The sequence below is a fragment of the Micromonospora sp. L31 genome, assembly GCF_052068075.1.
Taxonomy (GTDB): Bacteria; Actinomycetota; Actinomycetes; order Mycobacteriales; family Micromonosporaceae; genus Micromonospora; species Micromonospora purpureochromogenes.
In genome coordinates, this window is the sequence record NZ_JBQHDC010000008.1 from 122,270 (window position 1) to 136,319 (window position 14,050).

Genomic DNA, 14,050 nt, shown 5'->3' on the forward strand with positions numbered 1-14,050 from the left:
CACAGCTACGGGTGCGGGCGTAGCGGCTTCCTCAGGAGCGTTCGTAGCCGACGGTGCCGTTGGCGATCGTGTGGGTGACGCGAGCGTTGGCGGGTAGCCCGCGCCCGCGGGGAACAGGTTGCGTCTCCGTCCGGGCTGGCGGTGTCGGAATGAGTTCAACGGCCACCTGACGGGCCTGCCGCACGGCCGGGGTTCAGGCTGACCGGGCAGTGTCGGTGATGTGCGCGAGCACGGCCGAGTAGTCCCGGTCGCCGAGGCCGGCTTCCTGTGCTGCCACGACCCATTGCCGGGCGGCCGCCGCGACCGGCAGTTCGACATCTGCCGACTCGGCGGCCGACACGACCAGATCGACGTCCTTCCGGGCGAGTGACAGCGCGAACCGCAGCGGGAATTGACCGGACTCGACCGCTGGCCGCCGTCGATCCGCCTGCGCGCCGACGGGAGTCGCGGACAAGACCTCGAACGCGACGTCGCGCGGCAGACCAAGCCCGTCCGCGAGAGCGAGCGCCTCACCGAGGACCGCGAGCACCCCGAAGAGGGTCGAATTGGCGACCAGTTTGGCGGCCGCGCCGGCACCGAGCGGTCCGACATGCATCGGCGAGCCAAGCGCGCCCAGCACCGGCATCCACCGTTGGACAAGCGGCTGCGGCCCTCCGACGAATATCCGCAGCGAGCCCGACTCGGCCTCCGAGACGCTGCCCAGCACTGGCGCATCGAGCAGGCCGACGCTACCCGGCAGCATCGCTGCCAACCGTCGCACGGCGGCCGGACCGACCGTCGACATCTCAACGAGCGTCGTCGACGCGGTGGCACCCGCGAGGATGCCCCGCGGGCCCTCGGTCACCTCTCCGAGCGCGGCCGGATCGGACAGCATGGTGATGACCAGGTCGGCGCGGTGGGCAGCCTCCGCCGGACTGTCGGCAGCGACGGCGCCACGTGCTACAAGATCGCTGGCCCGCTGCGGCGTGCGGTTCCAGACAACGAGGTCATGGCCGGAATCGAGCAGCCGGCCCGCCATCCGGCTACCCATCCCACCCAGACCGATCACAGCGACCGTGGCCATGGCCCCATCCTGCCAATTTTCCCAGGGCAATGCGGTACGCAGCGCCGACCTCACGCCCGGTCGGTTCGTAGCCGGCGGTGCCGCAGGCGATCGTCGGGCGGTAGAAAGCCGCTGCAGCGATCGAAGTGTCGGCCGACGCGTCGATCGCGCCTGGGCGAACATGGTGGCCATGGTGTTACCCAGACGCTTGGCGCGGTTCAACCGGGTCGTCACCAACCGCGTGACCGGTCCGCTGGCCGGGCGGCTGCCCGGCTTCGGCGTCATCATCCACCGGGGCCGCCGCTCCGGTCGGGTGTACCGGACTCCGATCAATATCTTCCGGACGTCCGACGGTTACGTCGCCGCGCTGACCTACGGGGTCACCGACTGGGCGAGAAACGTACTGGCGGCCGGCAGCTGTGACCTGGAGATCCGCGGCCGGCGAGCGCCCCTCACCCGTCCCCGCCTCGTGCACGACCCCACCCGCCGGGACATGCCACCGGTCGTCCGCCAGCTCGTCGGGATGATCGGCGTGACCGACTTCCTCTATCTCGACACCGTGCCCGATGCAGACCACGTCAGACGTGCGTGATGACGTTCTTGCCGTACGAGGAGAGGGTCTTCTCCCATTGACTTTACTCACCACGAAGGTCGGCAAGATCGACAGAAGGCCGCTGCGCGTCGACCTCGCCGTCCGTCTCAGCGCTGGCTGGCCTGATGGGCCCTCCCGGTGGCGGGTCCGCGAGCGGCGGTTCCAGCCGGTGCCGGTGCGGGCGCTGCGGCTTGGACCCGGTCGAGGTGTACGCGTACCTCGACCTGGTCGCCCCCGACCTCCCCGCGCAACGCCTGGCCCGTGTGGGGCGCGCTGGACTGGTGCGAGTCCGCTGGGCGTGAGCGCGAGGAGGTCGCCCGGAATCAGCTCGGGCCGCCGGGGCGCGTCAAGTCCCCGACGCCGGCGGCCCGCATCTGTGGGTCTGCCGGTGCTCCCGGTCGACCATCCGGACCGCCGCTTACTCGAAGGCCTCCCGGACGCTGATGATCCCGTTGCCGTCGCAGTCGGCGGCGCCGGTCCGCAGCCCCTCGAGAAGGGGCCGGAGAACGCGGACGGCAGCGCGGGCTGCTGGTAACCGTCACCCTCGTGTGCCAACTCGGTGGCCCCGGCGGACACCACGACGATGCGGCTGCGGTCCCCGCGCTGCTTGAGGTCACGGGTGAGGGTGCATGGCCGCCACTGAGCGTCGTTCGCGCCGGACGACAGGTCCTTTTCCCGCCCGGCCTGCGCAAGAAGGCACGGCAGGCACCACGCGCCAGGTTTGTTCGTCCTGATTCGGGTCATTCGTGGGCAACATCAGGTCGGGGAGACGGTGAGGTGACTGGTTGTGAGCCTCTTGCGCAGGAAGTCCGTCGAGCAGTCGATGCGCGACACGGAGCAGCCGGAGCACCGGCTTCGCAAGGACCTGTCCGGCCTGGATCTCACCGTGTTCGGCATCGGGGTCATCATCGGTACGGGCATCTTCGTGCTGACCGGGGTGGCCGCGAACCAGACTGCCGGGCCGGCGGTCGCGCTGTCCTTCGTCGTGGCCGGTATCGCCTGCGCGCTGGCGGCGCTGTGTTACGCGGAGTTCGCGTCCACCGTGCCGGTCGCCGGCAGCGCCTACACCTATTCGTACGCGGCGCTCGGCGAGCTGATCGCGTGGATCATCGGCTGGGACCTCATCCTGGAGTTCGTCCTCGCCGCTGCGGTGGTGGCGGTGGGCTGGTCACAGTACTTCGCGGTGCTCCTTGAGACGCTCGGGCTGACGCTGCCGTCCGCCATCACCGGGGGCGAGGGCGGCGCGTTCAACCTGCCCGCCGCGTTGATCGTGTTGATCCTCACCGCGGTCCTGGTCGCCGGCATCAAGGTCTCGTCGCGGCTGAACGCCGTGGTGGTCACCATCAAGGTGGCGGTGGTCCTCTTCGTGATCGTCGCCGGACTGTTCTTCGTCAAGCGCGACAACTACACGCCGTTCGTCCCGCCGGCCGAGCCGGCGTCGGGCGGTTCCGGCGCCGATGCGACCCTGCTGGAGGCCGTCTTCGGGCAGGCCCCCGCCAACTTCGGGATCAGCGGCATCTTCGCCGCGGGTGCGCTGGTGTTCTTCGCGTTCATCGGCTTCGACATCGTGGCCACCGCGGCCGAGGAGACCCGGGTGCCGCATCGCGACGTGCCGCGGGGGATCCTCGGTTCACTGGCTGTCTGCACCACGCTCTACGTCGCCGTCTCACTGGTGGTGGTGGGAATGCAGAACTACGCCGAGCTGGACACGGCGGCACCGCTGGCTGCGGCGTTCCAGGCCGTCGGGCAGCCGTTCATCGCCAACCTGATCACCGTCGGCGCTCTCGCCGGGCTGACCACGGTGGTCATGATCCTGATACTGGGGCAGAGCCGGGTCGCGTTCGCCATGAGTCGTGACGGGTTGCTGCCGCGCTGGTTGGCGCGGGTGCATCCGCGCTTCGGCACCCCGCACCGCATCACCGTCATCGTGGGCGTGGTGGTGGCCGTGCTCGCCGGGTTCATCCCGCTGGAGGAACTCGCGGAACTGGTCAACATCGGCACCCTGTTCGCGTTCGTCCTCGTCGCGGCGGCGGTCATCCTGTTGCGCCGTACCCGGCCGGACCTGCCTCGCGGCTTCCGCGTCCCCTGGGGACCGGTGATTCCGACTCTCGCGATGGTGGCCTGCGCCGTGCTGATGCTGTTCCTCACCGTCGAGACCTGGCTGCGGTTCTTCGCCTGGATGGCGCTGGGGATCGTCGTCTACTTCCTCTACGGCCGTCGTCGCAGTCGCCTCGCCCACGACGGGCAGGAAGGCCCACCGATGCCTGGCCAGCCGGACCTCGACACCGGTTTCGGCTCCTCGTCGCCCCCGCCGCGCTGACCGGCTGATCGTCCCGGCCGAGGACTCCCGGCGCGTACGCCGTCGGTCAAGGTTTCCCTCGCGAGCGGCTTGAGGTCCGAGGCCATCGTCGTGCGGTCCATGGCGATCATGTCAGCGAGGCTGCCGATGTTATGTCTCCGTGAGCACCGAGCTTCTGCCGGGTGCTGAACTGCGTCGCACGAAGACCGGACGAGGCCAGCGCCTTGTCTTGGGTCGCGCCGAGGGGCCGCCTTGCGCAGCGCCAGGTTGTTGCACGGGTCGATGACTCTCGTCACCGCAGTACTCATATCGTGGCCCTCCAAGCTTCCCCAACCCGGAGTAGGAGCAACTGCTCCCATGCGTGAAGGGGGCTCAGTCCGGACCGCCTGACGATTCGCCAATAGGTGTACATCTAGGACGATATGCTTCAACTCCGCGACCGCAGAGGTGCCCTGACGGTCCGCTATGTGACCGAGGCGATGGAAGGACATCCCGTGGATCTGAAGCTCGAACTCATCATGCTGCCGGTATCCGACGTCGATCGGGCCAAGGCTTTCTACGAGGCGGCGGGATTCCGCCTGGATGTCGACAAGGCCGTCAGCGAGGAGTGGCGGGCGGTGCACTTCACGCCGCCCGGTTCCGAGGGCTCGATCATGTTCGGCACTGGGATCACTTCCGCCGCACCCGGCTCGGCCCAGGGCCTGTACCTCGTCGTCTCGGACATCGAGGAGGCCCGCGCGGAGCTCGTGGGTCGCGGCATCGAGGTGAGCGAGGTGTTCCACGATGCCGGCGGACTGATGTACCACGGCCACGACGGCGGAGACATCGTCCACCGCGCCGCCGGCCAGGCGCGGATCGCCGGCCCGCAACCCGCCCGTGCCGACTACGGCTCCTTCGCCACCTTCAGCGACCCGGACGGCAACGGCTGGGTACTCCAGGAGGTCAAGAAGCGGGCCCCCGGTCGCTGACACCACCTCAGTCGCCGAGGGCACGACGGGACGGGACCAGCCTACGTGGCGGCCGGCCCGCTCCGCCCTCGATGCGCATTGGACCTCGTCGGCCGCGTCGCCGCGCAGCTCCCCGATGAAGGACCAGTGCGTCGCAGGGCAGGGCCAGGCACCGAGAGGCGGCTGCCGCCGGGGCGCCCTCCGCGGCCTGAGCGTGACCACAGCCATACGCCGTACGGTGGCGCGGCTGGGCCGACCGGGGACCAGGGCACAACGGCGTTCAGCCGAGATCCAGGCCAGGCTCACGGCCCTCCTCGGCGACCCGAGGCGCGACCTCGGGCACCATCGCCGGCATGCAGCGGCATCAGCGGGCGCTTCGGCGGCGAGCCGGCGTACCGCAGACACGACCAGGACGCCTCGGCCCGGTAGCCCCGCTTCTGCGGAAGCCGCGAGCTTCACGGAGTTTCAGACGCAGTGATGGAGGTGGCAGTGACGAACGAGGCACCCCGCACCTACGACGTGGTCGTCATCGGCGCTGGCCCGGTCGGTGAGAACGTGGCCGACCGGGCCAGCGCCGCCGGGCTCAGCACCGTGATCGTGGAGCGCGAACTGCTCGGCGGCGAGTGCTCGTACTGGGCCTGCGAGCCCAGCAAGGCGCTGCTGCGGCCGGTGCTGGCACGCGCCGACGCCCGCCGCGTCCCCGGGCTGCGCCAGGCGGTGGCCGGGCCGCTGGACGTCGAGGCGGTCCTCGCGCATCGTGACAAGATGTCCGCGTACTGGAACGACGAGAACCAGGTCGACTGGCTGGACGCGGTTTCCGTCGACCTGATTCGCGGCCACGGCCGGCTCGACGGCCCCCGCCAGGTGGCGGTGCAGACCCCTGACGGCGGCGCTGTCCGGCTGAAGGCACGGCACGCCGTCGCCATCTGCACCGGCACCAGCGCGGCCCTGCCCGACACACCGGGACTCGACACCGTACGCCCCTGGACCAGCCGTGAGGCCACCAGCGCCGACCACGTACCAGGCCGTCTCGCGATCGTCGGCGGCGGCGTCGTGGCCGTCGAGATGGCAACCGCCTGGCAGGCGCTCGGCGCCCAGGTGACCATGCTGGTCCGCGGCGACGCCGGACTGCTGCCGAGGATGGAGCCGTTCGCCGGCGAGCTGGTCGCGGACGGGCTTCGCGAAGCCGGCGTTGACATCCGGTTCGGGGCCTCGTTGACAGCCGTGGCGCGCGAGGACGGCGAGGTGCGGATGACGCTGGTCGACGGCGCAGAACTGGTCGCCGACGAGATCCTGTTCGCCACGGGCCGAGCCCCGCGGACGGCAGACCTCGGCCTGGAGACCGTCGGTCTCACCGCGGGCGACTGGCTGACCGTGGACGACACCGGCCGGGTGACCGCCGTCGCCGACGGCTGGCTCTACGCCGCCGGCGATGTCAACCACCGGGCACTGCTGACCCATCAGGGGAAGTACCAGGCCCGGATCGTCGGTGCCGCCATCGGCGCCCGCGCCAAGGGAGAGCCGGTCGACGACGCCAGGTGGGGCGTGCACGCCACGACCGCCGACGGCGCGGCCGTGCCGCAGGTCGTCTTCACCGATCCGGAGGTCGCGTCCGTCGGCCTGACCACGCGCGAGGCGGATCGGGCCGGACGCCGGGTCGAAGTGGTCGACTACGACATCGCACGCGTCGCGGGCGCGCACCAGTACGGCGAGGGCTATCGCGGCCAGGCCCGCATGCTGGTGGATGTGGACCGCGGCACGGTGGCGGGAGTCACCTTCGTCGGGCCCGGCGTTGGGGAACTGCTGCACTCGGCCACCGTCACGGTTGCAGGCGAAGTGCCGGTGGAACGGCTCTGGCATGCCGTGCCCGCGTTCCCGACGATCAGTGAGGTCTGGCTGAGGCTGCTGGAGACCTACCGGGGCCGGCAGCAGGATCAAATGCTGCCGGCGGAAGCCTGAGTTGTTGCCGGCTCTGTTCGACCGTGAGCATGTGTTGGATGTCGACTTGGTGGCGCCACTGTGACCAGCGCAGACGGTGAGCGAGGTCGCGGATCGGCTGGATGATGAAGGTGTTGATCAGACGGCGGACTTCGTTGACGTCAGCTTGATCAATTTGGTGTCGGTGGGATCGTCGGCTCCGTCGGTGGCGGCGTCAGCGGCGCAGATCGCCAGGACGGCGAGGGCGGCCAGGGCGAGGGTGGCGTGGCGGTGCCAGGAGTCCCAGCGGCGGACCTGGGATGTTCGAATCACCCGCCTGCCACTGGCCAGCCGATCAGCCGCCCCACGATGTCCCGCAGTGCCCGGCTGTGACTGCCGCCGCATCATCACCCGGCGCCAACCGCACAGCCTCCAAACAGCGCGGCCCACGAACCAGGGCCTGACTCCAACGCCACGACCATCGACCACGGCCAGCCAGGGACCATGACGGTCTGGTCCGTGCCGCTGACATGTGCGGCGGCACGGCCGGCGCGTCAGACCTGCGTGATCACGTTCTTGCCGTACGAGGTAAGGGTCTTCTCCTTGTCGTCGTGCATGAGGTAGAGGGCGAAGTTGTGCACCCCGATCTCCTTGAGCTCCTGCAGCCGGTCGACATGGGCTGACTCGGGGCCGACCAGGCAGAACCGGTCGACGATCTCATCGGGCACGAAGTCGGTGGACGGATTGCCGGCGCGGCCGTGGTGTGCGTAGTCGTAGCCCTCGCGGCCCTTGATGTAGTCGGTGAGCGCCTTCGGCACGACCCCGGAGTCGCCGTAGCGGGCGACCAGGTCGGCCACGTGGTTGCCGACCATGCCGCCGAACCAGCGCAGCTGATCCCGTTGGTGCGCGAGGTTCGTGCCCACGTAGGCCGGCGCGGCCACGCACATGGTGATCGAGTCCGGATCTCGACCCGCCGCGGTGGCCGCGTCGCGTACCGAGCCGATCGTCCAGCGGGCGATGTCGGGATCGGCCGTCTGCAGGATGAAGCCGTCGGCCTGCTCGCCGACCAGCCGCAGCGCTTTCGGGCCGTAGGCGGCCATCCAGATCTCCAGCCTGCCGTCACGCACCCACGGGATGCGCACCGGCGTGCCGTGGTGTGCGACCTCGTTGCCTTCGGCCAGCTCTTTGATCACGTGCATCGCTTGCTTCAGCGTGGCCAGGCTCGCCGGCGGCTGGCCGATGACCCGCCGGGCCGAGTCGCCGCGGCCGATCCCGCACACCGTGCGGTTGCCGAACATGTCGTTGAGCGTGGCGAAGAGCGACGCGGTGACCGACCAGTCGCGGGTGCTCGGGTTGGTCACCATCGGACCGACGATCAGGTGCTTGGTTGCGGCGAGGACCTGCGAGTAGATGACGAACGGCTCCTGCCACAGCACGCAGGAGTCGAACGTCCATCCGTAGCGGAACCCGTTGTCCTCGGCGGCGGTGAGGCCGGCCACGACGTCGCGAGCCGGCGGGTCGGTCTGCAGTACGACACCGAAGTCCACGGCTTCTCCTTTTCAGACCAGGTATTGACTGAGGTCGCGCTTCAGGAACCTGCCGTGCCCGGCCGCGCCGTGGAAGGCGTTGTCGTCGACCACGACTCGACCACGGGACAGCACGGTGGAGACCTTTCCGGTCAGCTCCATGCCCTCGTACGCGGAATAGTCCACGTTCATGTGGTGCGTGCTGGCCGAGATGGTCTGCCGGGCCGTGGGGTCGTACACCGTGATGTCCGCGTCGGCGCCCGGCGCGATGACGCCCTTACGCGGGTAGAGCCCGAACATCCGGGCGGGCGTGGTCGAGCTGATCTCCACCCAGCGCGCCACGGTGATCTCGCCTCGCACGACGCCCTGATAGAGCAGGTCCATCCGGTGCTCGACGCCGGGCATCCCGTTCGGGATCTTGGAGAAGTCTCCTCGGCCCAGCTCCTTCTGGTCCTTGAAGCAGAAGGGGCAGTGGTCGGTGGAGACCAGCGACAGGTCGTTGGTGCGCAGGCCCCGCCACAGTTCCGCCTGGTGCTCCCTGGGGCGCAGCGGGGGAGAGGCGACGTATTTCGCGCCCTCGAAGTCGGGCCTGGCCAGATCCTCCAGCGACAGGAACAGGTACTGCGGGCAGGTCTCGGCGAACACGTTTTGCCCGGTGTCGCGCGCCTGGGTGACCGCGTCCAGGGCGTGCGCGGCGGAGAGGTGCACGATGTACAGCGGCGCGCCGGTGACCTTGGCCAGCGCGATCGCCCGCGAGGTGGCCTCGCCCTCCAGCTCGGGCGGCCGGGTCAGGCCGTGCTGCACCGGGTCCGTCTGACCGTTGGCCCGCGCCTGCGCGACGAGCTGGTCGATGGCGATGCCGTTCTCGGCGTGCATCATGATCATCGACCCGGTGTCCCGGGCCTTCTGCATCGCCCGCAGGATCTCCCCGTCCGTGGCGTAGAAGACCCCGGGATAGGCCATGAACATCTTGAACGTGTTGACGCCCGCGTCGATGCAGGCCTCCATCTCCTTCAGCGACGTGTCGTTGACGTCCGAGACGATCATGTGGAACCCGTAGTCGATCGCGCAGTTGCCGTCGGCCTTGCTGTGCCACTTGTCCAGCGCGGACAGCACGGACGTGCCCTTGCCCTGTACGGCGAAGTCGACGATGGTCGTCGTGCCGCCCCAGGCCGCCGCGATCGTCCCGGTCTCGAAATTGTCCGCCGAGAACGTGCCGCCGAACGGCATCTCCATGTGGGTGTGGCCGTCGATGCCGCCCGGCACCACGTACTTCCCGGTGGCGTCGATCACGCGCTCGGCACCAGCCGCCCACTGCTCGGCCAGACCCGAGTCGGGCGCGGCGAGCGCCGCGATCCGCTCGCCCTCGACCAGCACGTCCGCCGGGTGCGCCCCGGTGGCGTTGACCACTGTTCCGTTGCGGATGACGATGCTCACGGCTTCACCAGCGATTCGTACGTGTCGGGACGGCGGTCGCGGTAGAAGGCCCACAGGTCGCGGACCTCGGCCAGCTTGTCCATGTCGAGGTCGCGGACGACGACCTCGTCCTCGGTGTCCGAGGCGGCGTCGCCGACCAACTGGCCGCGCGGGTCGACGAAGTAGGACTGGCCGTAGAAGTCGTTGTCGCCCAGCGGCTCCACCCCGACCCGGTTGATGGCGCCGACGTAGTACTCGTTCGCCACCGCCGCCGCCGGCTGCTCCAGCCGCCACAGGTACTGCGACAGGCCGCGGCTGGTCGCCGACGGGTTGAAAACGATCTTCGCGCCGGCCAGGCCGAGCGCCCGCCAGCCCTCCGGGAAGTGCCGCTCGTAGCAGATGTAGACGCCGATGCGCCCCACGGCGGTGTCGAACACCGGATAGCCGAGGTTTCCCGGCCGGAAGTAGAACTTCTCCCAGAACCCCTTCACCTGCGGAATGTGGTTCTTCCGGTGCTTGCCGAGGTAGGTGCCGTCGGCGTCGATCACCGCGGCGGTGTTGTAGTAGACGCCGGGCTGCTCCTGCTCGTACATCGGCACGATCAGCACCACGCCGTGCTGCTCGGCGACCTCGCGCATCAGCGCGGTCGTCGGCCCGTCCGGGATGGCCTCCGTGTACGAGTAGTAGTCCGCGTCCTGGATCTGGCAGAAGTACGGGCCGTAGAACAACTCCTGCAGGCAGACCACCTGTGCGCCCTGCGAGGCGGCGCTGCGGATGGCCTCGACCGCGTTGGCGATCATCGACTCCTTGTCGCCGGTCCACTTCTGCTGCACCAGCCCGGCTCGGATGATGGTGCTCATTTTTCCCCCTTCGCGTGCGCGGTGCCCGGCATCGACAGCGCCAGGTAGACGAGGAACCCGCCGATCAGCCCGACCACCCAGCTGTAGTCGTAGAGCGGCTTGAGGAACGGGATGAGCCCGTCGGACGGGAACGGCCCCTTGCCGGGTGCGGAGTAGGCGCCACCGACCGCGAGGACCGCGCCGACGACGGTGGCGACGATGGCGGCCCAGTTCCACCCGCCGGAGAACCAGTACCTGCCCTCGGGGCGGTAGAGGGCCGGCAGTTGGAGGCTGGTGCGGTAGCGGATCCAGTACCCGGCGATGAGTACGCCGGCGACCGCGCCGAGCAGGCCGCCGTAGAACCCGAGCCAGACGAAGATGTAGATGTTGGGGTCCTGCACCAGGCGCCACGGCTGGATCAGGATGCCGAGCACGCCGGTGATCAGGCCCCCGGTCCGGAAGCTCACCAGTCGGGGCGCGGCGTTGGAGAAGTCGTACGCCGGGCTGACCGTGTTCGCCGCGACGTTCACCGACAGCGTGGCGACCACGACGGTGAACAGGCCGAGCGCGACGACCAGTGGGTTCTCGAACTTCGCGGCCAGTTGAATGGGGTCCCAGATGGCCTCGCCGTAGATCACGGCCGTGCCCGAGGTGATCAGGATGGACAGGATGGCGAAGAACGACATCGTGGTCGGCAGGCCGAGGATCTGGCCGTACGCCTGCTGCCGCTGACTGCCGCCGAACCGGGTGAAGTCGGGGATGTTCAGCGACAGCGTCGCCCAGAAGGCGATCATCCCCATCAGTGACGGCGCGAACAGCTTCCAGAAGTCGGCGCCCCAGCCCAGCTTCGACGGCTCGGACAGGATCGGGCCGAGCCCGCCCGCCTCGACCAGCACCCAGATCAGCAGGGCGACGGCGACCACGATGACGAACGGTGCGGCCCAGTTCTCGAAGCGCCGCAGGGTGTCCATGCCCCGCCAGATGATCGCCATCTCGATCGCCCAGAACAGGAAGAACGAGGCCCACAACGTCCACGGGTAGTCCATCACCGTCGCCGCCTCGACCCACCAGGAGCCGAGCAGCTTGCCGGCGATCGCGTAGATCGCCTCGCCGCCGATCCAGGTCTGGATGCCGAACCAGCCGCACGCGATGAAGGCGCGGAGCAGGGCCGGGAAATTCGCGCCGCGGACTCCGTAGAACGCGCGGGCGAAGACCGGGAACGGGATCCCGTACTTCGTGCCCGCGTGGCTGTTCAACAGCATCGGGATCAGGACGAGCAGATTGCCCAGCGTGATCGTGAGAAATGCCTGCAGCCAGTTCATGCCGAGCTGGATGAGCCCGGCGGCGAGCAGATAGGTGGGGATGTTGTGCGCCATGCCGATCCACAGCGCCGCGAAGTTGTACGTGTTCCAGGTGCGCTTCTCGATGGGGACCGGGGCGAGTTCCTCGTTGAAGTAGCGGCTGTCGGCGATCGTCGAGAAGTCACGCAACTCGACTCGGCCATCCGGATGGGTGATCTGTGTGCCCGGCTCGGCCGCGGTGGTTTCGGCGGGGGGCAGGGGTTCAACGGCCATCGGTCACCTCCCTGTCACGCTGCCGCAACGGCGGCCGGCCAACCGGCGCGTGCTGCGGGTGGGGGCGGATCAGCACGATCTTTATCTCGGAATGGTGGGTGTCCCGGACCCGCCACGGGCAGCGGCAAAGTGTCCACGCTTGCCATGAACGGGGCACACTCTGTTCACGGGCATGCCCGCACGGAGCTGTCAATCGCCGCGGTGGCTGGATTCCGGCCTCCTGCCGGACCCTTGACCCGTCACGCCTCGTCGAGTTCGTGCACCAGCAGCGCCACGTACAACGACAACATCGACTCCGGGTCCTCCAGCGACACCCCGAGCACCTGCGCGATCCGCGACAGCTGCTGGTAGTACGCCGTCCGGGACAGGTGCGCGACGCCGGCCGCCGCCGACTTGTTCCCGCCCTGCTCGCAGAAGCAGCGCAGCAGCTCCACCAGCCGGCTGCCCTGGCTGTCGTCGCGCGCCAACAGGGGCCCGAGCTCCCGGTGCGCGAAGGCCCGGACGCGCTCGTCCTCGCGCAGCAGGTGCAGCAGGCCGCGCAGTCGCACGTCATCCAAGCGGTGGTAGAGCTGGGTGCCGGGGGAGCGCAGCGCGGCACCGGCGACGTGCGCAGCCTCCCCCAGGCTGCGCCGCACGTCCGACACCTGCGTCACCGTCGTCCCGACTGCCACCACCACGGCACTGGCGGCCGAGCGGTGCACCTCTCGGGCGAGGCGGCGCAGGACCGCGTCGACCGCCGCCTGCGCGGGCAACGACAACAACGCGCGCACGCTCGTCTCGTCCACGACGCCCACCAACGCCGGCACGCTCACCCGCCGCGCGGCCAACGCGGTGGCCTCCGCGAGGTCCCGCAACACCTCCTGCGTGGCCAGTGCGGGGGCGCGCGGGGTCATGCTCCCCGGCCGGATCGCCACCCCGACCAGTTTCCGCCGCTCCAGCGCAACGCCCAACGCGGCCGCCCGTGCCGCCAGGTCAGGAGGTGGCAATGCCTGGCCGAGCAACTGCGCGAGCAACATCCGGTGCGTCTGCCGCTCCAGGCTCTCCCGGTCCCGCGCCACGAGCCGGTGCACCGCCAGTGCCGACGCGGCCCGCTCCGCGACCACCACGTGGCGGTGCGGGGGAGGGGCCGGCGAGAGCAGCACCAGTCGTCCCCAGTCGGCGCCCTGCGCGCCGACGGCGGTGATCAGCCAGCCGGCCTCCTCGTCGTAGGCGGTCCGTTGGGACACCGCCACGGACCGGGATCGCTGCCCCCAGTCGGTCAGCAGCTCGATCGGGTCCTGCCCGGCCGCGTCGTACGCGAGCACGTCGTGCCCCAGCGTCTCCAGCACGACCGGCAGCCCGGAGATCCTGGCGACCTCGCGCAACACCTCGGCCGGCTCCGCCCCGGCGACCGTGAGCGCGGTGAACGTCTCGTGCACCTGCTCAGCCGCCCGCAGTTCGGCGAGCTGCGCGTCCACGATCAACGCCACGACCGCCTCCGTGACGGACACGAACTGCGTCTCCCGCCCCAGCGTGATCAACGGCAACCGGTGTCGTTCCGCAGCCGCCACCAGCGCCTCCGGCACGTGGTCGCTCCAGCGCCGGACCAGCTCCACCACGAGCCCCGCCGCGCCGACCGCGGCCAGGTCGTCCACGTACGTCGTCAGCGCCGCTTCCTCGTCCGGCAGCGCGATGCCGGTGGTCAGCACGAGCTCGCCGCCGCGCAGCAGATGGGCGATGTCGGCGACCTCCGCCGCATGGACCCAGCGGACGGGCCCCGGCAAGCCGGCGGACCCGGCGACGACGTGGGGCCTGGCGCGCCGGATCACGGGCAGCGCCAGGGCTTCGGCGACCGTTGGGTACATGCGGCCTCCCGTGCGAGGGATGCACACAACGTAGTGCCCTCGACGCCGACCCGT

At 69.8% G+C, this 14,050-nt stretch carries 11 protein-coding genes and 1 pseudogene; 4 read left to right on the forward strand and 8 right to left on the reverse strand.

Annotated features, from left to right (window positions below):
• Nucleotides 1-193: 193 nt before the first annotated feature.
• On the reverse strand, nucleotides 194-1,063 hold the full coding sequence (locus ACTMS9_RS21920) for an NAD(P)-dependent oxidoreductase (protein ID WP_441165857.1): 870 nt from the start codon (nucleotides 1,061-1,063) through the stop codon (nucleotides 194-196).
• Between ACTMS9_RS21920 and ACTMS9_RS21925 the strand changes: the two genes are divergently transcribed.
• The 4 genes from ACTMS9_RS21925 to ACTMS9_RS21940 all read left to right on the forward strand — a co-directional run bounded on the left by ACTMS9_RS21925 (nucleotide 1,056) and on the right by ACTMS9_RS21940 (nucleotide 6,839).
• A complete protein-coding gene (locus ACTMS9_RS21925; RefSeq protein WP_441165858.1) occupies nucleotides 1,056-1,634 on the forward strand; it encodes a nitroreductase/quinone reductase family protein in 579 nt (192 codons plus the stop codon). The two genes, ACTMS9_RS21920 and ACTMS9_RS21925, sit on opposite strands and share 8 nt — an antisense overlap.
• Before the next feature lie 787 nt (nucleotides 1,635-2,421).
• Nucleotides 2,422-3,954, forward strand: coding sequence for an amino acid permease (locus tag ACTMS9_RS21930; RefSeq protein ID WP_441148499.1), 1,533 nt, complete (start codon nucleotides 2,422-2,424; stop codon nucleotides 3,952-3,954).
• A 473-nt stretch (nucleotides 3,955-4,427) separates the two neighbouring features.
• Complete coding sequence (locus ACTMS9_RS21935; RefSeq protein ID WP_246157604.1) at nucleotides 4,428-4,901, forward strand: VOC family protein; 474 nt, start codon at nucleotides 4,428-4,430, stop codon at nucleotides 4,899-4,901.
• Nucleotides 4,902-5,369: 468 nt separating this feature from the next.
• Nucleotides 5,370-6,839, forward strand: a complete 1,470-nt coding sequence (locus ACTMS9_RS21940) for a dihydrolipoyl dehydrogenase family protein (RefSeq protein WP_441165859.1) — start codon at nucleotides 5,370-5,372, stop codon at nucleotides 6,837-6,839.
• 117 nt (nucleotides 6,840-6,956) lie between these two features.
• Here the strand turns inward: ACTMS9_RS21940 and ACTMS9_RS21945 are convergent, their stop codons facing one another.
• The 7 genes and pseudogenes from ACTMS9_RS21945 to ACTMS9_RS21975 all read right to left on the reverse strand — a co-directional run bounded on the left by ACTMS9_RS21945 (nucleotide 6,957) and on the right by ACTMS9_RS21975 (nucleotide 13,996).
• On the reverse strand, nucleotides 6,957-7,130 hold the full coding sequence (locus ACTMS9_RS21945; RefSeq protein WP_441148496.1) for a hypothetical protein: 174 nt from the start codon (nucleotides 7,128-7,130) through the stop codon (nucleotides 6,957-6,959).
• A pseudogene (locus tag ACTMS9_RS21950) lies at nucleotides 7,117-7,321 on the reverse strand (NF041680 family putative transposase); the annotation flags it as partial. The gene ACTMS9_RS21945 and the pseudogene ACTMS9_RS21950, both read right to left, overlap by 14 nt.
• 30 nt (nucleotides 7,322-7,351) lie before the next feature.
• Nucleotides 7,352-8,344 (reverse strand): TIGR03842 family LLM class F420-dependent oxidoreductase, encoded by a 993-nt coding sequence (locus ACTMS9_RS21955; protein ID WP_441165860.1) that lies wholly within the window; start codon nucleotides 8,342-8,344, stop codon nucleotides 7,352-7,354.
• Between the two features lie 12 nt (nucleotides 8,345-8,356).
• Nucleotides 8,357-9,760 carry a dihydropyrimidinase gene (gene hydA / locus ACTMS9_RS21960; protein WP_441165861.1) on the reverse strand — a complete coding sequence of 468 codons (1,404 nt, stop codon included), beginning with the start codon at nucleotides 9,758-9,760 and terminating at the stop codon, nucleotides 8,357-8,359.
• A complete protein-coding gene (locus ACTMS9_RS21965) occupies nucleotides 9,757-10,599 on the reverse strand; it encodes a nitrilase-related carbon-nitrogen hydrolase (protein ID WP_441165862.1) in 843 nt (280 codons plus the stop codon). Before ACTMS9_RS21965 ends, hydA begins: the two co-directional genes overlap by 4 nt.
• Nucleotides 10,596-12,152 carry an NCS1 family nucleobase:cation symporter-1 gene (locus ACTMS9_RS21970; RefSeq protein WP_441165863.1) on the reverse strand — a complete coding sequence of 519 codons (1,557 nt, stop codon included), beginning with the start codon at nucleotides 12,150-12,152 and terminating at the stop codon, nucleotides 10,596-10,598. The genes ACTMS9_RS21965 and ACTMS9_RS21970 overlap by 4 nt, the downstream gene beginning before the upstream one ends.
• A 239-nt stretch (nucleotides 12,153-12,391) precedes the next feature.
• Complete coding sequence (locus ACTMS9_RS21975; protein WP_441165864.1) at nucleotides 12,392-13,996, reverse strand: PucR family transcriptional regulator; 1,605 nt, start codon at nucleotides 13,994-13,996, stop codon at nucleotides 12,392-12,394.
• Nucleotides 13,997-14,050: the final 54 nt, after the last annotated feature.

Excerpts from the sequence above, each read along its gene's own strand:
- ACTMS9_RS21970 (WP_441165863.1), bottom strand. The coding sequence starts at position 12,152 with ATGGCCGTTGAACCCCTGCCCCCCGCCGAAACCACCGCGGCCGAGCCG.
- ACTMS9_RS21975 (WP_441165864.1), bottom strand. The coding sequence starts at position 13,996 with ATGTACCCAACGGTCGCCGAAGCCCTGGCGCTGCCCGTGATCCGGCGC.
- ACTMS9_RS21965 (WP_441165862.1), bottom strand. The coding sequence starts at position 10,599 with ATGAGCACCATCATCCGAGCCGGGCTGGTGCAGCAGAAGTGGACCGGC.
- ACTMS9_RS21920 (WP_441165857.1), bottom strand. The coding sequence starts at position 1,063 with ATGGCCACGGTCGCTGTGATCGGTCTGGGTGGGATGGGTAGCCGGATG.